The organism is Salinispora sp. CH2A1_6, from assembly GCF_056820975.1.
Genome location: NZ_JBXEDG010000012.1, coordinates 378906 through 400908, shown reverse-complemented (window position 1 = coordinate 400908; position 22003 = coordinate 378906). Strand labels below are relative to the sequence as shown.

Genomic DNA, 22003 nt, shown 5'->3' with positions numbered 1-22003 from the left:
GGGGGCGCCGTACCGGTGGTGTCCCCGATGACCGCCGGCCCGACGCGCCGCACCGCCTCGGGCCGGGACGATTCGGGCCGGGTCAGTGTCTTCCTGGCCATCGCCGCCCTGGGCATTCTCACCGTGGTGGCGCTCGCCTTCGACGGGGCTGGGCAGCTACGCGCGCTGCAGCGAGCTGACAACCTCGCCAGCGAAGCCGCCCGCGCCGGGGGCCAGTCGATCGACCTGGCCACCGCGATCGAGGGAGGGCCGAAGCGGATCGACGAGCCGCAGGCGCGGCGGGCGGTGGCCGAGTATCTCGCCGCCGCCGGTGCCAGCGCCCACACCGTCAGCTTCCCGGTGGTTGACGGGGAGACCGTGGTTCGGGTGCGGGTCACCGTCACCTACGAGAGGTCGCTGCTCGGCCTCGTCGGCTTCGACGACACCGTCAACGTCACCGGGGAGGCGACCGCTCGGGCGCTGACCGGTGGACTGTAGGAAGGAAAGCCGCCATGTCCACATCGGCTCGTCTCCTTGGCCGGGTGCTCACCGGGTTCGGTGCCCTCGCCCTACTCGGTGTGCTGCTGGTCGGCGCCCCGGTGGCGCTGCTCGCGTTCGCCGGTAACCCCCTGCCGGCGCAGGTGCCGACCCTCGGTGAGATCGGCACGGTGTTGACCAGCCGCGACGACGGCCAGCTCTTCATCCGGGTGCTGGCGGTGGCGGGCTGGGTGGGCTGGGCCACGTTCGCCCTCTCGGTGCTGGTCGAGGTGGGAGCCCTCGCCGTCCGTCGCCCCGCACCCCGGTTGCCGGGGATGGGCCGGCAACAGCGGGCCGCCGCCGCACTGGTCGGTTCAGTCGCATTGATCGTGGTGGCGAGTCCCGTGGCGGCCAGCGCGGCGGCGGTGGCGGCAGGCCCGCCAGCATCCACGGTGACGGTGGTAGCGGACCCAACAGCCCAAGCGGCGGCAGGCCCGACAGCACCCAGGGCCGCGGCCGCACCGACTGCCGCATCCGCTGCCTCGACCGCCGCGCCGACCGCCGCATCTATTGCCTCAACCGCCGCGCCGACCGTCGCGCCCGAGCGGGCACCGGTCTATCGGGTGGCCAGGGGCGACTACCTCGGATCGATCGCCGCGCGGTACCTGGACGGGTTTGAGGACTACCGGAGCCTCGCCACGCTGAACCGGCTGGCCGACCCCGACCGCATCCACCCGGGTCAGCTCCTGCGGCTGCCCGCCGAGGCCCACGACCGTGGTCCCGGCCCCCACGCCACCGGACGGCTGGTCGCCCGACCGACCCCGCCCCAGCCGCCCGCACCGGCGCCGGCCGAGCAGGCAACGCCGCCGTCACCTGCGGAGTCGGCTGTGTCGGGGACGGCGGTTTCGGACGCGTCCCCGACGGATACGGCAGCCTCGGACGAGACCGCTCCGGATCCGGCGGCGGAGGTGCCGATTGTGGCCGTGGGTGCAGCCGGTCCCGCCGAGCCGAACCGGGTGAATCGGCCGCTCGCCGTCTCGGCGGTCCTCGCCGTGTCGAGTATCGTCGGCGCGCAGATCGGCGCCCTGCTCGGCCTGCGCCGACGCCCGGCCACGGCTCGTGGCGGGACCGACCGTCGGGCGTTGCCGAGCGGTCAACGGCAGTGGGAACTGCCGGCTGGCCGGCACCGGCGGGATTGACTCCGGCCGACGACTGTCCCCGGCCCCTACGCCGGCGGGTCGCCCCAGCCATCGGTGTGCACGGCCTCGGTTAACGGGCGCTTGCTCCGCCAGCCGTGCCGGGCCAGGTCGGGTACCGCCTCGAAGTGGGTGACCGGGCCGAGGCAGAGCCAGGCCACCGGACGGATCCCGGCCGGGATCCGGAGCAGTTCGGCGAGCCACTGCTCCCGGTAGAACGACACCCAGCCGACGCCGAGCTGCTCGGCGGTCGCGGCGAGCCAGAGGTTCTGGATGGCCAGGCAGGCCGAGTAGAGCCCGGTGTCGGCGATAGCGTGCCGGCCGAGGACCGCCGGGCCGCCCCGGGACGGGTCGTAGGTGACGACGATCGACAGGCTGGACTCCAACACCCCATCGATCTTGATGCGGGCGAACCTCTCGGCCGCCTCCCCGGTCAGGGTCGCGGCGAAGACCTCCCGTTCGGTGCTGACGTGCTCGTGAAAGGCGCGGCGCAGCTCCGGGTCGCGGACCAGGATGAAGTCCCACGGCTGCGAGTATCCGACGCTCGGGGCCGCGTGGGCGGCGGCGAGCACCCGGTTCAGGGTCTCGGCGGACACCGGCGCCCCGGTGAACTGCGCCCGCACGTCCCGGCGGCGGTGGATGACGTCGTACAGGTCCATCGGGTACCTCGCATGATCACATCGCCGAGCACTCTAAATCGAACACCAGGGACGATGCCAGAACGCGCGCCGAGGTCGGGCGCCGGCTCTGGCGCGCCGGACACCGCCGGCGTCATGCTGTCCCGATGGGCGTACGCGTCGAACGGTCCGCGACGGTGACCACAGTGATCCTGGATCGGCCGCAGGCGCGGAACGCCGTGGACGGTCCGACCGCGCGGGCGCTGGCCGACGCCTTCCGCGCCTTCGAGGCCGACCCGGACGCGGCGGTGGCGGTGCTCTGTGGTGCGGGCGGAACGTTCTGCTCCGGTGCCGACCTGAAGGCGATCGGCGCCCCCACCGGCAACCGGGTCGCACCGGACGGGGACGGCCCGATGGGTCCGACCCGGATGACGCTGTCCAAGCCGGTGATCGCGGCGATCTCCGGGTACGCGGTGGCGGGCGGGCTGGAGCTGGCGCTCTGGTGCGACCTCCGGGTCGCCGAGGAGGACGCGGTGCTCGGCGTCTTCTGCCGGCGTTGGGGCGTACCGCTGATCGACGGTGGGACGTTCCGGCTGCCCCGACTGATCGGCGAGAGCCGGGCGATGGACCTGATCCTCACCGGCCGTCCGGTGCCGGCGCCCGAGGCGTACGCGATGGGTCTGGTGAACCGGCTGGTCGCCCCCGGTACGGCTCGGACCGCAGCCGAGCAACTGGCCGCGGAGCTCGCCGGGCACCCGCAGACCTGTCTGCGCAACGATCGGGCCGCGGTGCTGGCCACGGCGGCGCTGCCGGAGCCGGCGGCGCTGGCGACCGAGCTGACCTACGGAGTGGAGTCGTTGGCCGCCGACGCGGTGGCCGGGGCGGCTCGGTTCGCCGCGGGTGCCGGCCGGCACGGCGCCGGGGCCTGACGGGGCCGGGGCCTGACGGCGCCGGGGGCCTGACGGGTCAGTCCAGCGCGCCGCCGACCGCCGGGGCGAGCAGCGCGAGTAGCGCCGCCGGGGCGTCCCGGCGCTCGTCCAGGTGCAGCACCAGGTCCTCGATCGCCTGCTGTCGGTGCCGGTCCAGGATCCGCCCGGTCAGGTCCCGATACTTGTCCACGATGTCGGCGTCGCTGAGTGGCCGCCGCACCGAGCCGAGCGGCGTCTCGGTGCGTTGCTCGTGGGTCTGACCAGTATCGGTGGTCAGGCATACCCGCCCGGCAGCGGCCGGTCCGGACACCCGGGTAACGGTCGTCCGGTCGATCAGCCGCCACACGTCGTCCTGGTCCAGCCGGTCCGGTCGGAACTGCTCCACCGAGACCGCGCCGTCGAGGAGCGCCGCCGCCGTCGTGTAGCAGACGGACATCTGCGCCGCGACGCTCTCGATCGGCCGGTGGAGCGGGAAGACCGCGTGGTCGAAGACGGACTCGGCGACCTCGATCTCGATTCGTTCGATGGCGGTGGGGTCGACACCGTCCGTCGCCCGCAGCGCCAGCGCCGCGTCGATCGCCGGGTGGGTGTACGCCATCGCCGCGTACGGCTTGATCGTCTGTTCTGGCAGATACCAGTGTTCGCCCAGCGCATCGCCGATCGCCGACGGATCGGTGTCGTGCCGCGCGGTGAAGGCCGCGAGGTACCCGCCGTAGCCGCGTTCGAAGACCCGCTTGATCCCGATGTAGTCGTCGGCCGCCAGGGTCGCCGCGACCAGGCCGTTGCGGGCCGCGAAGCCGTGCTGCATGCGTTTGACCATCGACTCGTACTGCGCGGCCATCAACCCGCCCGCCTGGGTCGCGGCGATGCCCAGCGCGTCTTCGAACCGGGCGGGGGTCAGGTCGTACAGCACCCCGCCGGCTGCTGCCGCCCCCAGCCCGCCGAAGACCGCGCCGGAGTGCCAGCCTCGGGTAAGTAGCTCCGGTCCGCCCAGCGCGCGACCGACCCGGACGCCGGCCTCGAAGCCCAACACCTCGGCCCGGAGGAGGTCGGCCCCGGTGACCGTCGCCCGCCGGCCAGCCACGGCCAGCAGCACCGGCAGCAACACCGCGTTCGCGTGCCAGGGGGTCCGGTACGACACGTCGTCGAGCTCGAAGCCCTGGATGAAACTGCTGTTCAGCAGCGCCGCCGTGGACGCGTCGGTGGTGCGGTCCCACCCGGCGACCAGGCTGGAGCCGGGTTCGACGGTCAGGCTCCGTACGGCGATCTGGGACCAGGGCAGCCGGGCACCGACCAGGAGGCAGCCGATGCCGTCCAGGATCAGGTGCCGGGCCCGGGTGGTGACATCGGCGGGGATGGCGTCGATCGAGGTCTCCGCGAGCCAGGTGACGAGCCGACCCGTTGGCCCGTCCGGGTCGGTTGGCCCGTCCGGGTCGGTCGGTCCTTCCGAGCCGGCCGGCCCGTCCGGGTCAGTCGGTGTCGCACCGGCCATTTTTGTCACCGTTCCTCGACCGGGCGGATCAGCCCAGGTCCCGCAGGGCGTCGGAGATGGCCCGGTAGAAGGTCGGGTACGCGTAGATCATGCTGCGGAGTTCGGTCAGCGGCACCGCCGCGTGCACGGCGACCGCCAGCCCGGAGAGCACCTCGCCGCCGGCTGGCCCGACCGACGTTCCACCGACCAGCACTCCCCGGTCGGCGTCCGCGACGAGTTTGATCAGACCATCGGCACGGTGGATCCAACCGCGGGCCGAGGAGCCCAGCGACACGGAGCCGACCTGGACGTTGATCCCCCGCTGGCGGGCCTGCGACTCGGTGAGCCCGACCGCCCCGACCTCCGGGTCGGTGAAGGTGACCCGGGGCAGCGCCCGGTAGTCGGCTCGGGGGACGGCCGTGCCGTTCGGGTCTGCCCCCGCTCCCGCGTCGGATCGACCCCGCTCGAGGCCTTCGACACCATCGGATCGACGGACGCGGTCGAGCAGGTCGGCGACGACAATGCCCGCCTGGTAGGTCGCGACGTGGGTGAAGGCGCCGGCACCGGTCACGTCGCCGACCGCCCAGATTCCCTCGGTGACGCGCAGTCGGTCGTCAACCGGCAGGAAGCGCTGGTCGGCGCGGATGCCGACAGTGTCCAGGCCCAGTTCGTCCAGGTGCGCCCGGCGGCCGGTCACCACCAGCAGCCGATCAGCGGTGTACCGCACGTCGTTCGCCCGCAGGGTGAACTGCTGCCCGTCGTGGTCGACCCGGTCCGCCAGCACTCCGGTGTGGATATCGACGCCGTCGGCGCGGAGCGCGGTGGCGACCACCTCGGACGACTCCGGCTCCTCGGTCGCCAGCACCCGGTCCAGCGCCTCGACCACGGTGACCCGGACGCCGAATCGTGCGAAGACCTGTGTCAGCTCCAGCCCGATCGCGCCGCCGCCGAGTACCAGTAGCGATTCCGGTAGCCGAGCTACCTCGATCGCCTGGTGGTTCGTCCAGTACGGAGTCTCGGCCAGCCCGGTGATGGGGGGCGCGGCAGGGCGGGTGCCGGTGCTCAGCACGATTCCGTGTCGGGCCTGGAAGACCTGGTCGTTGACGCGGACCCGACCCGGTCCGTCGAGCCGTCCGCTGCCCCGGATGAAGCGCCCACCCTGGTTGCCGAACCGTTCCACCGCGACCCGGTCGTCCCAGGTGTCGGTGGCCTCCGCGCGGATCCGTTCCGCCACGGGTGCCCAGTCGGGTGACACCCGCGCCGACCCGGCGAATTCGTGCACCCGGTGTGCCTCGGCGAGGGTGTTCGCCGCCCGGATCATCATTTTGCTCGGCACGCATCCCCAGTACGGGCACTCGCCACCGACCAGGTCCCGCTCGATCCCGACGACGCTGAGCCCGGCCTCGGCGAGCCGGCCGGCCACCTCCTCGCCGCCGACCCCGAGCCCGACGACGACCACGTCCACCAACTCCGGTTCCATCCTGTCAGCCTAGGGAAGGGGCCGGGTGAGTGTCATCAAGGGTGGGCCGGGCACCCGGACGGGAGTGCCGGTTCGGGTGAGCAGGGCACGGGCGGTCTCCGCCAGCCGGTGGTGCTGCGGCACCCGGGCCCGTTGGGCGAAGACATCGAAGTCCTGCGCCGCGACCTTGTCGAGGATGCCCCCGTAGAGCGTGTACGCGGTGCGGATACAGGCCTGCGAGGCGGGGGCGAGCAGGGTGACACCGGGCGCGGCGGCAGCGTAGTGCGCCTGGGCCCGGGCCACCTCGTAGCGGATCAGTTCCCGAATCGGTTCGCTGGTCCGGCCGGTGGCGCGGGCGGCCAGGAGGTCGTCGCGGGTGACGCTGAAGCGGGTCAGGTCCGCGTCCGGCAGGTACGTCCGGCCACGGTCGAGGTCTTCGGCGACGTCCCGGATGAAGTTCGTCAGCTGGAAGGCGAAGCCGAGCTGGCGGGCGGGCTCACGGGCGGCGACCGGGTCGGCGCTGCCGAGGATCGGCAGCATCATCGTGCCGATGACGGCGGCGGAGCCCTCCATATAGTGGAGCAGGTCGGCGTAGGTGGGGTAGGAGCTGACGGTCAGGTCCATCGCCATGCTGCGCAGAAACAACGCGAAGTCGTCTCGGTCAAGGTTGAAGACGGCGATGGTGTGCAGCACGGCGGGGAGCAGCGGGTCGGTGACCGACTCACCGTGCAGGCCGGCGAGGAACCGCGCGGCCCAGTCGTCCAGCTGAGCGGCCCGCTGCGCCGCGGGCAACTCCTCGGTTCGGTCAACAATCTCATCCGCATAGCGGGTGAAACCGTATAAAGCATGTACATGTCGCCGTTTCCAGGCGGGAAGCAGTCGGGTGGCGAGATAGTAGGTGCGGCCGTGGTGACGGTGTAACTCACGGCATCGGTCGTAGGCGGCGGTGAGATCCGTATCCACCGGCCCTCCCTCAATTCGACGCATGAATCGACGCAACTCGTAACCCTAGGGTATGCTCCCGCGCATGGCCAACGACGCAGTTGTGGGTAAAGCCCCCCGGGCCATCCCGGCCCGCCGTGGTGGCGAAACCGACCCGGTGCGCGCCCGCTTGGCCGCCTACACCGAAGAGGTCGTCGCCGCGGTTGACGACACCCTCGTCGACTTCCTCGACACCGAGATCGACGCACTGGCCGCGATCGACCCGAGTGTCGGCGAGTTCGCCACCATCGCCCGCGACAGCGTGTTGGCCGGCGGGAAGCGGCTCCGCCCGACCTTCGCCTACTGGGGGTGGCGGGGCGTGGTCGGCGGGGCCGAGCCGCTGCCCCCCGTGCTGCCGGCGCTCGCCGCGCTGGAGCTGCTGCACGCCTTCGCCCTCACCCATGACGACGTGATGGACTCCTCCGCCACCCGCCGTGGCCGGCCCACCGCACACGTCGCGGTCGCCGCCCAGCACGCCGCGGCCGGGCGGTGCGGCGACTCCGGCAAGTTCGGCGAGAACGTCGCCATCCTCGTCGGTGACCTCTGCCTGGTCTGGGCCGACCGGCTCCTCGCGCAGGCCGTCCTGCCGCCGCCCCGGCTGCTGGAGGTCCGGCGCTGCTACGACCAGATGCGGGTGGAGACCGTCGCCGGGCAATACCTCGACGTCCTCGGCGAGAGCGACCCGACGAGCTGGTCGGTGGAGCGGGCCCTGCAGGTCGCCCGCTACAAGACCGCCAGCTACACGGTGCGGTGGCCGCTGCTCTTCGGTGCCCACCTGGCCGGCATCGGCGCCGGCTCCCCACTGATCGCGGCGTACACCCGCTACGGCCAGGCCGTCGGCGAGGCGTTCCAACTCTGCGACGACCTGCTCGGCGCCTACGGCGACCCGGCCACCACCGGTAAGCCCGCCGGCGACGATCTGCGTACCGGCAAGCCGACCGCACTGCTCATGCTGGCCCGCAGCCGGGCCGACCACACACAGCGCCGGGCCCTCGACCAGATCGGCGTGGGCGCGGACGACCGGGAGGTCACCCGACTGGCGGAGGTGGTCGCGGAGACCGGCGCCGTCGCCCAGGTCGAGCAGATGATCTCCGACCGGGTTGCCGAGGCGCTCGACGCCCTCGCTGCTCCAGCGATCGATGACACCGCGCGGACCGCGCTCGCCGGTCTCGCGACCGTCGCCACCCAGCGGCGAGCATGATGGGCGCGTCTTCCCGAGGAGGTGGTCAGGTGCGCACGGTACGCGGGCGGACGGACCGGGTGGTGATCGTCGGTGCCGGGCTCGGCGGGCTGGCTTGCGCGCTGCACCTGGCCGGCAGCGGTCGCCAGGTGACGGTGCTGGAACGCGAGCCGGTGCCGGGTGGTCGGGCCGGTCGACTCAGCGTCAACGGGTACGACTTTGACACCGGTCCCACGGTGCTGACCATGCCGGATCTGATCGCCGAGGCACTGCACGCCGTCGGTGAGGAGCTCGACGACTGGCTCGAACTGAGCCCACTCGACCCCGCCTACCGGGCGTACTATCCGGACGGCTCCACCCTGGACGTGATCACCGACACGCCCCGGATGGCCGCCGAGATCGCGAAGGTCTGCGGCCCGCGGGAGGCCGACGGCTACCTCCGCTTCGTCGACTACGCCCGTGAGCTGTGGCGCCTCGAGCGGGCTGACTTCATCGAACGCAACCTGGATGCCCCCACCGACCTGCTCACCGGGAACCTGTTGAAGCTACTCGCCGGCGGTGCCTTCCGGCGGCTCCAAACGAAGATCAACCAGTTCTTCCGGGATCCGCGCACCCAGCGCGTCTTCTCCTTCCAGGCGATGTATGCCGGGCTCGCGCCGCACGACGCGCTCGCCATCTACGCGGTTATCGCGTACCTCGACTCCGTCGCCGGGGTGCACTTTCCGCGCGGCGGGATCCACGCCGTCGCACAGGCCATGGCCGGCGCCGCCGAGAAACACGGGGTGCAACTCCGGTACGACACCACCGTGACCCAGGTGGAGACCGCTGCCGACCGGGCGACCGGTGTCCGCACCGCCAGCGGGGAGTTCGTCCCCGCCGACGTGGTGGTGCTCAACCCGGACCTGCCGGTGGCACACCGGGAACTGCTCCAGACCCGGCACCGCCGCTTGACCTACTCCCCCTCCTGCGTGGTCCTGCATGTCGGGTCGACGCAGGGCTATGCGAAGATCGCTCACCACAATATCCACTTCGGGCGGGCGTGGCGAGGGACCTTTGACGAGGTCATCCGTCGGGGCGAACTGATGAGCGACCCGTCGCTGCTGGTCACCAACCCGAGTCGGACCGACCCGTCGGTGGCCCCCGCCGACCGGCACGCCTACTACGTGCTGGCGCCGGTGCCGAACCTCGACCGGGCTCCGTTCGACTGGCGGGGCGGTCTGGCCGACCGCTACGCCGACCGGCTGGTGCGAACGCTGGAGGAGCGGGGCTACGTGGGCTTCGGAGACGGCATCGAGGTGCTGCGGACGGTCACCCCCGCCGAGTGGGCGGAGCAGGGCATGGCCGCCGGCACGCCGTTCGCCTCCGCGCACAGCCTCTTCCAGACCGGGCCGTTCCGCCCGCCCACCCTGCACCGCGGACTCGCGAACGTGGTCTTCGTCGGTTCGGGCACCCAGCCCGGAGTTGGGGTGCCGATGGTGCTGATCTCCGGCAAGCTCGCCGCCGCGCGGGTGACAGGAGACCCTTCGTGACCGGCCGGGAAGCCCACCTGGTCGAGCTGGTGGACGAGGCCGGTGTGGTGACAGGCCAGACCACGGTGCGCGCCGCGCACCAACCGCCGGGGCGGTTGCACCGCGCCTTCTCGGTGCTGCTCGTTGACCCCGTCGGCCGGGTCCTGCTCCAGCGTCGGGCCGCGGTGAAGACCCGCTTTCCGCTGCGCTGGGCCAACGCCTGCTGCGGCCACCCGTTGCCCGGCGAGTCGTTGATGATCGCCGCCAACCGCCGGCTCGGCGAGGAGTTGGGCGTCGCCCCGGTCGAGCTGACCGAGGTCGGCATCTACGTCTACCGGGCCGAGGATCCGACCACCGGCAGGGTCGAGTTCGAGTACGACCACGTCCTCCGGGGCGATCTGCCCGACCGCGCTCCGCTGCGCCCGGACCCGGAGGAGGTCGCCGAGCTGCGTTGGGTGCCCCCGGCCGAGCTGGCAGCGGAGCTCGACGTCGACCCGCACGCGTACGCCCCGTGGTTGGCTGGGGTGCTCAACCGGTTACTTCACCCGGGCGAGCCCACCCTGCGTCAGCCAGACCTGCGTCAGCCCACGCTGGCGGCCGAGGACGCTCCGGAGCGGCCAGGTGGCGGATGAGGCACTGAGCGCTGGCGCCGTCGCCCGCCGGCTGGGCGTCGCGGTGACGACCCTGCGCACCTGGCATCAGCGCTACGGGCTCGGGCCCAGCGAGCACGTTCCCGGGCACCACCGCCGCTACACCCCGGCCGACCTCGCCCGCCTCGAGACCATGCGGCGGCTCACCGCCAACGGCGTCGTCCCGGCCGAGGCCGCCCGCTGGGCCGTTCAGGCTCCCGACACCGGGCCCCCCGGGCCCGGTCTCCGGGCCCGGAAGCGGGGCGCCCGCGACGGCGGCGGCGCGACAATTCCGGTGGGTCGGTCCGGCCCGGCCGCTCGGGGCCTGGCCCGGTCCGCCATGCGACTTGACTCGAACGCCATCAACGAGGTGATCGACCGGGCCATCCGCACCGACGGCGTGGTCACCACCTGGGACACCCTGCTGCGACCAGTACTCGCCGGGATCGGTGAACGGCACGTCGCCACAGCGGCGCTGATCGAGGTCGAACACCTGGTGTCCCGCTGCGTGTCGGAGGCGTTCGCCGCGGTGGTCCGCGCGCATGCGCCCGATGGGCCCCCTCGCCTCCTGCTCTCCTGCGCCGACGAGGAGCAGCACAGTCTGCCGCTGGAGGCCCTTGGCGCGGCGCTGGCCGAAGCCGGGATCGCCCACCGGCTGCTCGGGGCCCGAGTGCCGGTGCGGGCGCTACTGGAGGCGGTCAACCGGACCGGGCCAGCTGCGGTCGTGCTGTGGTCGCAGACTCGGAGCACCGCGGATCCCGCACAGCTCACCGCCCTGCTCACGGGCCCCCATCGGCCGCTGCTGGTCTTCGCGGCCGGACCGGGGTGGCGGGCCGACAGCCTTCCCACCGGGGTGGTGCGCCCGGTCGACCTCGCCGAGGCGCTCTCGCTCGCGGCAGCCGTACGCGACTCGTTGGACCAGTCGGCCGCAGGCTAGGCGGCCCGCCCGCGGGGTGGGCCGCGCGCGGGGTGGGCCGGCGGCGGGACCAAGACGGTCGGAGTACCGGATTCACCTGCGGGTTCCGTCTCCGCGGGGAACGCCCCGGGGTCGGTTTGGCTGAGCGACGCGCCATCACGTATGCTTTTGAAGCCTCCGGCGGGGCCGGATGGGAGCAAGACCGTCAGAAGTTGTGAGTGTGCAATGATGGCGGGGCCGCCCTCATCGTCTAGCGGCCCAGGACGCCGCCCTTTCAAGGCGGTAGCACGGGTTCGAATCCCGTTGGGGGCACGGTCCGACCTCGGTCGGATGAGCTAGGTCCTGTGGAGCAGTTGGAGTGCTCGCCGCCCTGTCAAGGCGGAGGTCGCGGGTTCAAGTCCCGTCAGGACCGCAAACGTCGAAGGCCGCGCCAGCACGCGCGGCCTTCGACATATCGGGCAGATGACCCGGCACGTCGGCGAGCTCGGCGGGCAGGTATCATGACCCGAGGCACGGCCAGGTAGCTCAGTTGGTACGAGCGTCCGACTGAAAATCGGAAGGTCGGCGGTTCGACCCCGCCCCTGGCCACATAGCCTTTCGCCGGGCTATTGCGGTCCCCACCAGCGGAAACGTCGGTGGGGATCTTGCTGTATGGCCTCCCGGTATCGACGACTACCCGTCCGGTCAGGTGCTGGGCCGGAGTTTTCCCCGCCCTGGCCCGCCACGCACAGGGAGGCCGCCGCCCGTCGGGCAGCCTCCCCGCGAACCGCACGGATTGCTAGCCGGCGCAACCAGGTACGTCGCCAGAGCAGTTGTTCGGCCGATTCTTGATCACGATGGTGCCGGTGGCGGTATTCAACTCGACCGTTCCATTGACCACGTTGACGATGCCCCCGCCGTCGGTGGTGGCGATATTCTTGACCACTTTCGTGTCGAAGAGACTGGCGGCGCCCCCGAACGTGTTGAATATGCCGCCGCCTTCGTCGCCTGCCTGGTTTCCGGCGACCTTTGTTCGCCGCAACACCAGGGAGCCGGTGTTGTAGATGCCGCCAGCGTCGGTGGCGGCCGTGTTGTTTTTGATGTTGCTGTTCTCGACCACAACGGAGGAGCCCGGGTTCATTCCGAGGCCGCCCACGAGGCTTGTGGTGGCGACATTTTCGGAAACGGTGACCGATTTGAGAGTGAGTTGTGTGTTGAGGTTGACGAGGATGCCGCCGACCTCCATCGCGGTGTTGTTCGTGATGTCGGTGTCCGTCACGGTGCCGATTCCGATAAACATGACAAGGCCGCCGGTGCCGAATGAGGCGTGATTGGCGTTGATGGTACTGCTGTCGATCTGGACTTCCACCGCGCCGAAGACCCCAGCTCCGATGAAAGCGGTGTTGGCGCGTACGTGAGTCTTGCGGATCTCGAGTACGCCAAAGCTGAGGACCCCGCCACCGAAAACGGCGGAGCGATTGTTATCAACGGACGAGTGGTTTATGTGGGTAATGCCGTTGTTGGCGATGCCCCCGCCGTTACCGTCGGCGATGTTGCGGGTGATAGCGCTGTTGTTGGCAGTGAGTCTGCCGCCGGTGTTGACGAGGATCGCGCCGCCGTCGCCGATGGTCTGTCCGCCGGTGACCTTCAGGTTGTTGAGGGTGAGGTCGCCGCCGACGCCGATGGTGAGAATGCGGAACTGGTCGGCGGCGGCGGCGCGTTCGAGGGTGGTGTGTTTGTCGCCGTTGAGGGTGATGGGGGTGGTGATGGCGGGCAGGCCGGCGCCGTCGAGGTTGGTGGTGAGCAGGTAGGTGCAGTCCTTGGCGAGGTCGAGGGTGGCGCCGCCGCGGGCGTTGGCGAGGGTGATCGCGGCGATGAGGGCGTCGGAGTCGCAGGGCACCGGGGTGCCCTTGGGCTGCTTCCCTTTCATCCCGGTGCCCTTGCCGTAGTGCGTGCCCCTGCCGTCGTCGCGGGTACCGCGGCGCTCGTCAACGGAGGGAGCGTCACCGGCGGCAGCGACGTCGTGTTTGATCGCGCTGGCGGCTGGGGTGGCGACCGCGCCGCCGGTGCTGAGGGTCAAACCGGTCATGCCGGCCAACCCGACGGCCCACCACCGGTTTCTGGCTCGGCGTGCCCGGGGCGTGTCTGGTTCGTGGTCGTGGTGCGGTGGGGCCCTCACAGTCCTGGTCTCCTTTCTCCGTGAATGGCGAGCAACGCACCACCTGTGGTGGCCGTTCCCCGGCTACCGGGGAGGCGATAGCGACCACCTTCAGCTAACCCCGACACTGGCCCCACATTGACATGAACACGAGAAAAACGCTTAAAAGGGACATGGATGCGGTGCCAATCAGGCCAACGGCCGGACCTCCCGACCGATCCGTGCGGACAGGGCCAACCCGAACGCTTGGTGGTGCTCGGATCAGGTCACAGCGGAGCAGTCCGGTCCAGCCACCAGGACGGATCTGCGGGGGTTGGTGTCACCGCAAGCCCCGCACACCCTTTGGGGGCGCCCAGCAGCCCTGCCCCATCGAGGCGAGGTAGTCGTAGGCGGTTTCGGTGGGTGGGCACGGCCACCCGCAGCCGCAGACCGGGCACCGGTCCACGCGTGGCCAGTGTTCGGTGATGATTCGCCGAGCGGACAGGAGCATCCGGTTGCGCAACTGGGCTGCCGACAGCTGACCATGGGCGCGATCGGGCATCGGTGGCCGTCACCGGGAGTCGGCCCGCTGCCGGGCCAGCGGGGTCATCAACGGCCGGGTATCAAAGATCACCGTTGATTGGTTGCGGAGTGGGTGGTAAGCACCTGCCCGTGCCGCGTACCGAGTCGCCGGTCCGGTCGTATCCACACGCGCGGGCTGACGGCCGAAGCGGTGCTTGGCGCAAGTCCGTATGGGTGCGGACTGGTCGATGAGTCGCCGCCAGGCATTACGGATGTTTCGCATGAGGATTGCCCTCCCTCGGTACTGCTACAGCGGTTGGCTCCCGTCATGATGTCGCTGCTGTGTCGCCGAGCACGGCGGCACAGCACATGGCAAACCACCCACTTTGGCGGCGACATTCAGGCGACAGATAGCTATGGTGATGACCATGACTACCCCCAACACCGCGCTTCGGGCTGTCCGTGCCGGGATGCGGATGAGCCAGGACGACTTCGCCCGCGCGCTGCAGGCAGCCGGCCACCGGGCCGGAGAACCGAATGACGCCAACAAGCGGCTGGTCCAGCGGTGGGAGTCCGGCGCGATCGCTGCTCCCAGGCCCGTCTACCTCCGTGCGCTGGAGGTGGTTACCGGCCTCCCTATCGAGTTGCTTGGTTTCGCCGCGTTGCCGGGCGCTCAGGTCAAGGCTGATCGCGAGGGGGGCCACGATCTGACATCGTCGATGTCGGATCTGGCTACGCCGGAGCCAGCGGCCCGCCCCGGCACCCCGCACGGCACTTACGTGGGCGTGTGGCTCAGTCGCTATCAGTTCTACTCGAGCGGCCGCGGTGAGTCTTACGCCGGGCGGCACTACGTGGTGCTGTTGCAGCACAGTGACCGGCTGACCGTACGTAGCCTCCCGAGCTCCGCCTCGTCGTCGCTGGCGCTGGATCTCACCGTGGATGGCAGCGTCATCACCGGGACGTGGACCGAGCAGACGGCCGAGGAGGGCTACTACCGAGGCGCCCGCTATCACGGAGCGATTCAGCTACTCGTCGAACCGACCGGCAGACGTATGACCGGTAAGTGGGTCGGCTTCGGTAAAGCCATGGATATCAACACTGGCCCATGGGAGCTGGTGTTCCAGGACAACTCGACCAGCAAGGCCACTCTGGACCGGTACAACACCCTGCCCCAGGACCTTCCCGAGTAGCGCGCGGTCTCCCCGGGGCGCTGAGGGCATCCCGGCGCGCTGAGGGCATCCCGGCGCGATGGGCGCCGGCACCCTGGCTCGCCACCCGCGTTGAACGGACCGGGCCCCGCCCCTGCCGGAGTGCGGCGGGAGCGGGGCCGCTGTGGGCCGATTCGTTTGGTTGCTAGCCGGCGCAGCCGGGGACGTTGACGCAGTTGTTGGGTCGGTTCTTGATCACGATCGTGCCGGTGGCGGTGTTCAGGGTCACCGTGCCGTTGTCGTTGTAGATGCCCCCGCCGTCGACGACGGCGACATTCTTGATGATCTTTGTCGCGATGAGATCGAGGATGCCGGTGGCTTCGTTGTTGATGCCGCCGCCCTGGTTGCCCGCCTGGTTACCGATGACCTCCGTCTGCTGGAGGACGGTCTCTCCGGAGTTGGTGATCCCGCCCCCGTTGGCGGTGGCGGCGGTGTTGTTCTTGATGGTGCTGTGCCGGACGACGAGGAATGCGCCATTGGAGACCACCGCCCCGCCCCCAGACTGGCTCGTCGCGGTGTTGTCCGCGAGGAGCACCTTCTCGAGGGTGACCTGGCCGGGGGAGTTGAGCAGGAAACCGCCGCCCTGGGGTGCGGTGTTGTTCACGATTCGGGTGTGCGTCAGGGTGTGCGTTCCCGAACCCAGCAGCAGCCCGCCGCCGGCGTCGCTGGCCTGGTTGTGAGCGATGACGCTGTGCGTGGCGCTCATGTTGCCAAGGCTGAAGATGCCGCCCGCCTCACTTCCGTTGTTCGACTCGACCTGAGATTTGATCAACTTGAGCAGGCCGGAGTTGAAGATCCCGCCGCCGAACACGGCAGTGTTGCGGCTGACGGTGGAGTGGTTGAGGGTGGCCACGCCGTTGTTGCGGATGCCGCCACCGCTGTCCCCGGAGATGTTGCGGGTGATGGTGCTGTGGTTGGTGGTGAGCGCCCCGCCGGTGTTGACGAGGATTGCGCCGCCGTCGCTGTCGGTGTGTCCGCCGGTGATGGTGAGGTGGTTGAGGGTGAGGTCGCCGCCGGTGTCGACGGTGAGGATTCTGAATTGTTCGACGGCGGCGGCGCGTTCGATGGTGGTGTGTGTGCCGCCGTTGAGGGTGATGGGGGTGGTGATGGCGGGGAGGCCGGCATCGTCGATGAGGGCGGTGAGTAGGTAGGTGCACGTGTTGGCGAGGTCGAGGGTGGCGCCGCCGCGGGCGTTGGCGAGGGTGATCGCGGCGATCAGCTTGTCGGTGTCGCAGGGGATGGGAATGCCCTTGGGCTCCTTCTTGCCCTTGCTCTTTTCGTCGGATGTGCCGCGGTGCCCGCCGGTCGCGGGCGTCTCCGGCGTCCCGGGGCGGTCCGCGGTCTTGCCGGGGCGGTCCTCGGCGCTGGTCGGGAAAGGCCGGGCGGCGTCCGCGGGGGCGGCGGCAACCCCGACGGTGGTGAGGGCCAAGCCAGTCATCCCGGCCAGTCCGAGCGCCCACCATCGTGGCTTTGGGCGGCGTTGACGTGGCCCGCTCGGTTGGTGTTGGTGGTGCTGATGGTTCATCGCGCTCCGGTGTCCTTCCCCGTTCACGGACGAGGAGCCGCCCAGTGCGGTCCGGGGGGTGGCGCTCCTCGGGCTACCCAGTAGGTGGCAACCAACCCGAGTAAAATCCGTCATAGGGCGCTTAAGGGGTGGATATGCGAATAAAGACCCCCAAACGAGATGCGAGCCTGCTTACATGCGCCGGGTAGGCGCCTTGAGCTGCGGTAGCTTTGCATCCCGTGACAGCACCTGAGATCAACGTTGCCAGCCCGGGAGACCGTGAGCGCGTCGTCGGCTCACTTGTCGCCGCCTTCGAGAAGGACCCCCTTCTGCGATGTTATTTCCCCGACCAGGCGACCTATCCTGAGTACGCCACGGTCTTCTTCGGGTACCTCTTCGACAAGCAGGTGCATCGGCAAACGATCTGGACGATCGAGCGCGGAGCGTCGGTCGCGATCTGGCAGGCGCCTGGGGCGGGGGACGAGGAGCTGGACGGCGTTCTCGCCACTCACCTCCCCGCCGACGCGCTGAGCCGCTTCGATGCCTTCCATAAGGCGATGGACGCGGCGCTGCCGGCGGAACCTTTCTGGTACCTCAGTGTCCTGGGCACCCATCCCGAAAGTATGGGTCGTCGATGGGGCCACGCGGTCATGGCGACGGGGCTGCGACACGCCGCCGCGGCGGGTCTTCCGGCGGTCCTGGAAACCAGCAACCCCGACAACGTCGAGATGTACCGGCGTGCCGGCTGGGAGGTGGCGAGCACCTTCGAGGAGCCCCTGCCCACCTGGATCATGCGGCAGTCGACGCACTGAGTTACCGGCCCCCACCACCTCGGCAGGACCGGCGGCATTGAGCGAGGCAGGACCGCCGGCGCGGTCGTTGAGCGAGGCGCCGGCGGTGACTGCCTCGATGCGCATCGGCGTCAGCAGCAGCTCGACCGGGTGCCGCTGCCCGCCGTTTCCTTCGCCGCGGTCGGGGCGCAACACGCGCCCTCGGTCGCCTTCGCTCCGGTCGGGGTGCAGCAATCGTTCTCGGTCGCCTTCTGGAGTTGGTCCGAGTCGGCCTTGACGGTGTAGACCTCCCACGGCTCCTTGCCGGGGCCGTGTACCCAGACCTTGTCCTGGAGCGCGTAGCAACACTCGGTGTCCTGCTCCTCCAGAGTGGTGAGACCGGAGTCGGCGAGTCGCCTGGTCGCGGCGGCTACCTCGGCGGTGCTGGGCACCTCGACCCCCAGGTGGTCCAGCGCGGTGGCCTGGTCCGGCTCGCCTTCCAGGAGTACGAGCTTCAGCGGCGGGTTCGCCACGGCGAAGTTGGCGTAGCCGGGGCGGCGCTTGGCCGGCTCGGTGTCGAACAGCTTCGAGTAGAAGGCGATCGAGCCTTCGAGGTCGGAGACGCGGAGCGCGAGCTGTACCCGGGACATGGTTTCCTCCTGGTGGGTTCGATCATCTGCTTGTCGGCGTGGTGGTACGACGCCGGCTTGGCTGTCTAGATGCTTCTCGAAGCAAGCTCCAGTCTGCTCCCTGATTTGAAGACTGTCAACCTAGAGGCTTATCTAAACAGCCTCAGCTCCGCTGCGCCCCGGGCCCATGCGCTGTTGATCGGGCGGTGGCCGGCTGCGGAACCTCGATGTCGAGCCGGGGCTCTCCCTCCCGGGGGTGAAGGACGGGGGCCGCGAGCGCGGCGACCAGGCAGAGGATCGCGGGCAGGACGAACGTGTAGTTCAGGGGCATCAGCTGGGTGAGCGGCCCGATGACGGCGGGTCCGCCGGGCGGCCAACCTCTCCCGTACCGCCCTCGCCCTGGTCGCTCCCGCCGCTGCGCTGCACGCCGTCGTGACGACTGACGACGCCCCGGACGAGGAGGTGGACGCCCTGGCAGCCTCGGTGTCGCCGTATGCCAGGTGTGATCTGTGAGCCGGTCTCCCGCGGGCCCAGCTCGTGGGGATGCGCTGGGTGCTCGTTAATCCGGGTGACAGCGGCGGTGTGGGCTGCCTACCCTGACGAAAGTTCCGTTTCCCCTGCTCTGGGCCGCCGCCCTGGAAGAGAGAGTTTATGATCCAGCCCGCGCCGAGCGCGCCTCGCTGCACCGTCCAGTAGTCCGCAGCTCCCGATGCCGCTCCTTCCGAGCGGTACGTGACCGGACTCTTCCGGTGCCTGACTCAGCCACCCATGCTCGGCCCGCGTATGCCACGACGGGTCGGTGCGAGGCTTGCTCGGCCTGCTCTTGCTGTCCCTAACGACATCTCAGCAAGGAGCACCCCGGGTGTCCAACACCAAGAAGACTCTCTCGCGTACGTCGCAGAACATCCTGAAGATCGACACGTTCTCCTGCATCCGGTGCGGCCTCACCGTGTCCGCCGCCGCCGGAGACGGCATCCGGCGCAATCACTGCCCGTCCTGTCTGCACTCCCAGCACGTTCACGATCACGTCGAGGGCGGTCCCAGTGACTGTCAGAGCAGGATGTCGCCGATCGCCATCGCCGTGCTCCGCACTGGCGACTGGATGCTCATCCACCGCTGCGTACGCTGCGATGAGCTGACCTCCAGCCCCATCTGCGCCGACGACAACCAGCTCATCCTGATGCGTATCGCCGTGCGCCCACTGGCGCAGCCCCCGTTCCCGCTCGAAACCTTCGGCGACCTCTGAATCGACTGGAGGTATCGACGATGCCAAGGCGGAGCAGAAGCGCCCACGAGCGGGCACGAGCCAACCGGCGGCCACAGCGACACAAGGATGTTCTCCACCGTCAGGGTGGGCATCGGGCGAACGACTTCCGATGCGTGGGCTGCCGGCTGGACGTGTCGTCCGACGCGCCCGGCACCACGCACCGCAATCACTGCCCGAACTGCCTGGCCAGTCTGCACGTGGACCGGCGAATACCCGGCGACCGAGCGGCGAGCTGCCGTGGTCGGATGGAAGCGTTGAGCATGTCGGTGCGGCCCGACGGCGAATGGATGATCATTCACCAGTGCCGCTCCTGCGGTGAGCTCAGCGCCAACCGGATCGCCGGCGACGACAACGCTCTGATCCTCGTACGGTTGGCGGTGAAGCCGTTGCGGGATCCCGGCATCGCCCGGCGCATGTTTCTCGTACCGTGATCGACCGATCGGCACCTGACCGCTGAGGTCTGCCGGCGGAGTGGGCTCGGCGAGCTGAGCTGACCAGTTCGACTCGCCGAGCTTCCACCCCACCCCGCGTCGACTCGCCGACCGGCTTCATGCCACTTCGGACTGTCCGTGGATCGCCGCTACTCTGGCATGATGTCCCAAGACCAACCGATGCGGGCAGAACCGGCCCCGATTCCCCGTTCCGGCGCGCGACTGGGGCAGGAGTACGACCAGCTTCGAGAGACCGGCGACGTGCATCAGGTGCTGCTGCCGGATACCTCATTGGCTTGGCTGGTCACCAGCCCGGAACTGGTCTCCCGGGCGCTGGCCGACCCCCGCCTGGCCCTCAACCGAAAGCACAGCCGGGGCGGCTGGTCCGGATTCGCGCTGCCGCCAGCCCTCGACGCGAACCTGCTCAACCTGGACGCACCCGATCACACCCGACTGCGCCGCCTGGTCGGCCCGGCCTTCAGCCCACAGCGGGTCGCCGCACTGCGTCCCCGGATCCAACGAGTCGCCGAAGAACTCGCGGACACGGTGGTCGCCACGGGCAGCCCCGTCGACCTGGTTACCGGCTACTGCACGCCGCTGTCTGTCCAGGTCATCGCCGACCTGCTGGGCGTACCGGAAGCTGGGCGCACCGACCTGCGGGCCTGGACCGACACGATGCTCACCAGCTACCCACCGGACCGGGACGCCATCCGGCAGGCGGTCGTCGAACTGCACGGCTACGTCGTCAACCTGATCGAGGCGAAGCAACAGCGACCCGGCGACGACCTGCTTAGCGCCTTGGTCGCCACCGAGCAGGAGGGGGACCGGTTAACCCGGGACGAACTGACCTCACTGGCCTTCCTGATTCTGTTCGCCGGGTACGAGAACACCGCCAACCTGATCGCCTCGACCGTGCTGCGCCTACTTGACCATGGCAGCCTCCGTGGGGTGCGGGCTTCCGAGGAGATCGAGGAGACGCTGCGCCTCGAACCGCCCGCACCCGCCGCCATCCGTCGCTTCCCCACCGAGGAGATGACCATCGGGGGCGCCACGATTCCGGCCGGTGACACCGTGCTGCTGAGCATCGCCGCCGCCACCCGGGGGACGGACGAACACTCCGCGCGGCTCGCCTTCGGCAACGGCCCCCACTTCTGCCTCGGTGCGGCCCTGGCCCGGGTCGAGGCTGAGGAGGCGATCACCGTACTGGCCCGGCGGCTGCCCAGCCTGGCACTCGCCGTACCCGGGGCGCCGGTCCGGTGGCGGCCGACGTTCCGCACGCATGGCCCGGCCGAACTCCTGGTCACCTGGTAGTCGGGCCCGGGTTGGCCCGTGCGGGCCCTACCTCGCAGGTAATGGACAGTGAGAAGTCGGCGACGGACGATGCTTGGATGACCGTCACGAGACCGGCCGTTGGGGTGATGCTGCGGGACTGGCGTCGTCGGCGCCGACTCAGCCAGCTGGAGCTCTCTATCCGGGCCGACATCTCCACCCGGCACCTCAGCTTCCTGGAGACCGGCCGTTCCGCACCGAGCCGGGAGATGGTGTTGCAGCTGGCGGACCGGCTGGACCTGGCGTTGCGGGAGCGGAACCGGTTACTGTTGGCTGCCGGATTTGCGCCGGTCTATTCGGAGAACTCGCTGGACGCTCCGCCCATGAGTGTCATCCGCTCCGCCATCCGGCAGGTGCTCGACGGGCACGAACCATATCCCGCCGTCGTCGTTGACCGGGGCTGGAACCTGGTAGCGGCCAACGAGAGCCTGTCGGTGCTCACCGAGCTGGTGGCACCCGAGTTGCTCGTACCACCGGCGAACGTCCTTCGGGCGAGTCTGCATCCGGAGGGGCTGGCCCCACACATCGTGAACCTGGGTGAGTGGCGGTGGCACCTACTGCATCGGCTGAGCCGGCAGGTGGAGTTCAGTGGCGACCCCGATTTGGCTGACCTTGAGGAGGAGCTGCGTGGCTACCCCGGCGGCGAAACCTATGCGGGTGAGGCCAACGGCATCGTGGTGCCGGTGCGGCTACGACGAGGCGGCCGAGTGCTCAACCTCTTCACCACGGTGGCGACCTTTGGTACGCCGTTGGACGTAACCCTCTCCGAGCTGTCGATCGAGTCGTTCTATCCCGCCGACGAGGAGACCGCACGAGAACTGAGAGACCGGCGCTCGGCCGCTGGCTGAACCACTCGGCTGTCGGCTGGACCACTCGGCCGCCGGC

At 70.0% G+C, this 22003-nt stretch carries 22 protein-coding genes, 3 tRNA genes and 2 pseudogenes; 17 read left to right on the top strand and 10 right to left on the bottom strand.

What is annotated here, in order from left to right; genetic code table 11:
• Positions 1-27: 27 nt before the first annotated feature.
• Both AC1UKG_RS17370 and AC1UKG_RS17365 read left to right on the top strand, forming a co-directional pair.
• Entirely contained in the window at positions 28-477 is a 450-nt protein-coding gene (locus tag AC1UKG_RS17370; protein ID WP_018815508.1) for a pilus assembly protein TadG-related protein, read from the top strand.
• 14 nt (positions 478-491) lie between these two features.
• Positions 492-1655: a LysM peptidoglycan-binding domain-containing protein gene (locus tag AC1UKG_RS17365; protein ID WP_482642845.1), complete on the top strand. Its 1164-nt coding sequence runs from the start codon at positions 492-494 to the stop codon at positions 1653-1655.
• 26 nt (positions 1656-1681) lie between these two features.
• On the opposite strand, the gene bluB is transcribed toward AC1UKG_RS17365, so the two are convergent.
• Positions 1682-2311: a 5,6-dimethylbenzimidazole synthase gene (bluB, locus tag AC1UKG_RS17360; RefSeq protein ID WP_018745824.1), complete on the bottom strand. Its 630-nt coding sequence runs from the start codon at positions 2309-2311 to the stop codon at positions 1682-1684.
• 125 nt (positions 2312-2436) lie between these two features.
• Here bluB and AC1UKG_RS17355 point away from each other — a divergent pair, with 125 nt between their 5' ends.
• Positions 2437-3198 carry a crotonase/enoyl-CoA hydratase family protein gene (locus AC1UKG_RS17355; RefSeq protein WP_018745825.1) on the top strand — a complete coding sequence of 254 codons (762 nt, stop codon included), beginning with the start codon at positions 2437-2439 and terminating at the stop codon, positions 3196-3198.
• Between the two features lie 37 nt (positions 3199-3235).
• Here AC1UKG_RS17355 and AC1UKG_RS17350 read toward each other — a convergent pair whose 3' ends face one another.
• The 3 genes from AC1UKG_RS17350 to AC1UKG_RS17340 are packed head-to-tail and all read right to left on the bottom strand — an operon-like array spanning position 3236 to position 7091.
• Positions 3236-4690, bottom strand: a complete 1455-nt coding sequence (locus AC1UKG_RS17350; protein ID WP_482642846.1) for an MmgE/PrpD family protein — start codon at positions 4688-4690, stop codon at positions 3236-3238.
• A 28-nt stretch (positions 4691-4718) separates the two neighbouring features.
• A complete protein-coding gene (locus tag AC1UKG_RS17345; protein WP_018745827.1) occupies positions 4719-6149 on the bottom strand; it encodes an FAD-dependent oxidoreductase in 1431 nt (476 codons plus the stop codon).
• Positions 6150-6158: 9 nt separating this feature from the next.
• Positions 6159-7091 carry a phytoene/squalene synthase family protein gene (locus AC1UKG_RS17340; RefSeq protein ID WP_482642847.1) on the bottom strand — a complete coding sequence of 311 codons (933 nt, stop codon included), beginning with the start codon at positions 7089-7091 and terminating at the stop codon, positions 6159-6161.
• Positions 7092-7155: 64 nt separating this feature from the next.
• On the opposite strand from AC1UKG_RS17340, the gene AC1UKG_RS17335 reads away from it, so the two are divergent.
• From AC1UKG_RS17335 to AC1UKG_RS17305, 7 genes are all read left to right on the top strand, one after another.
• Positions 7156-8310, top strand: coding sequence for a polyprenyl synthetase family protein (locus tag AC1UKG_RS17335; RefSeq protein WP_018745829.1), 1155 nt, complete (start codon positions 7156-7158; stop codon positions 8308-8310).
• 29 nt (positions 8311-8339) lie between these two features.
• Positions 8340-9818 (top strand): phytoene desaturase family protein, encoded by a 1479-nt coding sequence (crtI, locus tag AC1UKG_RS17330; protein WP_018745830.1) that lies wholly within the window; start codon positions 8340-8342, stop codon positions 9816-9818.
• Positions 9815-10429: an isopentenyl-diphosphate Delta-isomerase gene (gene idi / locus AC1UKG_RS17325; RefSeq protein ID WP_018815512.1), complete on the top strand. Its 615-nt coding sequence runs from the start codon at positions 9815-9817 to the stop codon at positions 10427-10429. Before crtI ends, idi begins: the two co-directional genes overlap by 4 nt.
• Complete coding sequence (locus AC1UKG_RS17320; protein ID WP_482642848.1) at positions 10419-11363, top strand: MerR family transcriptional regulator; 945 nt, start codon at positions 10419-10421, stop codon at positions 11361-11363. Before idi ends, AC1UKG_RS17320 begins: the two co-directional genes overlap by 11 nt.
• A 218-nt stretch (positions 11364-11581) precedes the next feature.
• Positions 11582-11654 (top strand) — tRNA-Glu (locus AC1UKG_RS17315).
• 26 nt (positions 11655-11680) lie between these two features.
• Positions 11681-11754 (top strand) — tRNA-Asp (locus AC1UKG_RS17310).
• Between the two features lie 102 nt (positions 11755-11856).
• A tRNA-Phe gene (locus AC1UKG_RS17305) sits at positions 11857-11930 on the top strand.
• A gap of 190 nt (positions 11931-12120) precedes the next feature.
• Here the strand turns inward: AC1UKG_RS17305 and AC1UKG_RS17300 are convergent.
• The 3 genes from AC1UKG_RS17300 to AC1UKG_RS17290 all read right to left on the bottom strand — a co-directional run bounded on the left by AC1UKG_RS17300 (position 12121) and on the right by AC1UKG_RS17290 (position 14263).
• The gene (locus tag AC1UKG_RS17300; protein WP_482642849.1) at positions 12121-13410 is read right to left on the bottom strand and encodes an autotransporter outer membrane beta-barrel domain-containing protein; all 1290 of its coding nucleotides are present in this window, start codon (positions 13408-13410) and stop codon (positions 12121-12123) included.
• A 388-nt stretch (positions 13411-13798) separates the two neighbouring features.
• On the bottom strand, positions 13799-14020 hold the full coding sequence (locus AC1UKG_RS17295; protein ID WP_026273323.1) for a hypothetical protein: 222 nt from the start codon (positions 14018-14020) through the stop codon (positions 13799-13801).
• Between the two features lie 9 nt (positions 14021-14029).
• A complete protein-coding gene (locus AC1UKG_RS17290; protein ID WP_080644753.1) occupies positions 14030-14263 on the bottom strand; it encodes a hypothetical protein in 234 nt (77 codons plus the stop codon).
• A 133-nt stretch (positions 14264-14396) separates the two neighbouring features.
• Between AC1UKG_RS17290 and AC1UKG_RS17285 the strand changes: the two genes are divergently transcribed.
• Positions 14397-15170, top strand: a complete 774-nt coding sequence (locus AC1UKG_RS17285; RefSeq protein WP_018815514.1) for a hypothetical protein — start codon at positions 14397-14399, stop codon at positions 15168-15170.
• Positions 15171-15333: 163 nt separating this feature from the next.
• Here AC1UKG_RS17285 and AC1UKG_RS17280 read toward each other — a convergent pair whose 3' ends face one another.
• Positions 15334-16626 carry a right-handed parallel beta-helix repeat-containing protein gene (locus AC1UKG_RS17280; RefSeq protein ID WP_482642850.1) on the bottom strand — a complete coding sequence of 431 codons (1293 nt, stop codon included), beginning with the start codon at positions 16624-16626 and terminating at the stop codon, positions 15334-15336.
• Between the two features lie 305 nt (positions 16627-16931).
• Here AC1UKG_RS17280 and AC1UKG_RS17275 point away from each other — a divergent pair, with 305 nt between their 5' ends.
• Positions 16932-17504, top strand: a complete 573-nt coding sequence (locus AC1UKG_RS17275; RefSeq protein WP_018745836.1) for an N-acetyltransferase — start codon at positions 16932-16934, stop codon at positions 17502-17504.
• A gap of 110 nt (positions 17505-17614) precedes the next feature.
• Here AC1UKG_RS17275 and AC1UKG_RS17270 read toward each other — a convergent pair whose 3' ends face one another.
• Entirely contained in the window at positions 17615-18112 is a 498-nt protein-coding gene (locus tag AC1UKG_RS17270; RefSeq protein WP_018745837.1) for an ArsI/CadI family heavy metal resistance metalloenzyme, read from the bottom strand.
• A gap of 142 nt (positions 18113-18254) precedes the next feature.
• Positions 18255-18458: pseudogene (locus AC1UKG_RS17265) on the bottom strand (MFS transporter); the annotation flags it as partial.
• Here AC1UKG_RS17265 and AC1UKG_RS17260 point away from each other — a divergent pair.
• The 5 genes and pseudogenes from AC1UKG_RS17260 to AC1UKG_RS17240 form a co-directional block, all read left to right on the top strand.
• A pseudogene (locus AC1UKG_RS17260) lies at positions 18452-18597 on the top strand (decarboxylase); the annotation flags it as partial. The pseudogenes AC1UKG_RS17265 and AC1UKG_RS17260 overlap by 7 nt on opposite strands.
• A 356-nt stretch (positions 18598-18953) precedes the next feature.
• The gene (locus AC1UKG_RS17255; RefSeq protein WP_018745839.1) at positions 18954-19337 is read left to right on the top strand and encodes an RNHCP domain-containing protein; all 384 of its coding nucleotides are present in this window, start codon (positions 18954-18956) and stop codon (positions 19335-19337) included.
• A gap of 20 nt (positions 19338-19357) precedes the next feature.
• Positions 19358-19789, top strand: a complete 432-nt coding sequence (locus AC1UKG_RS17250; RefSeq protein ID WP_026271742.1) for an RNHCP domain-containing protein — start codon at positions 19358-19360, stop codon at positions 19787-19789.
• Between the two features lie 162 nt (positions 19790-19951).
• Entirely contained in the window at positions 19952-21100 is a 1149-nt protein-coding gene (locus AC1UKG_RS17245) for a cytochrome P450 family protein (protein WP_482642851.1), read from the top strand.
• Between the two features lie 41 nt (positions 21101-21141).
• Complete coding sequence (locus AC1UKG_RS17240; RefSeq protein WP_029123985.1) at positions 21142-21966, top strand: helix-turn-helix transcriptional regulator; 825 nt, start codon at positions 21142-21144, stop codon at positions 21964-21966.
• Positions 21967-22003 lie beyond the last annotated feature (37 nt).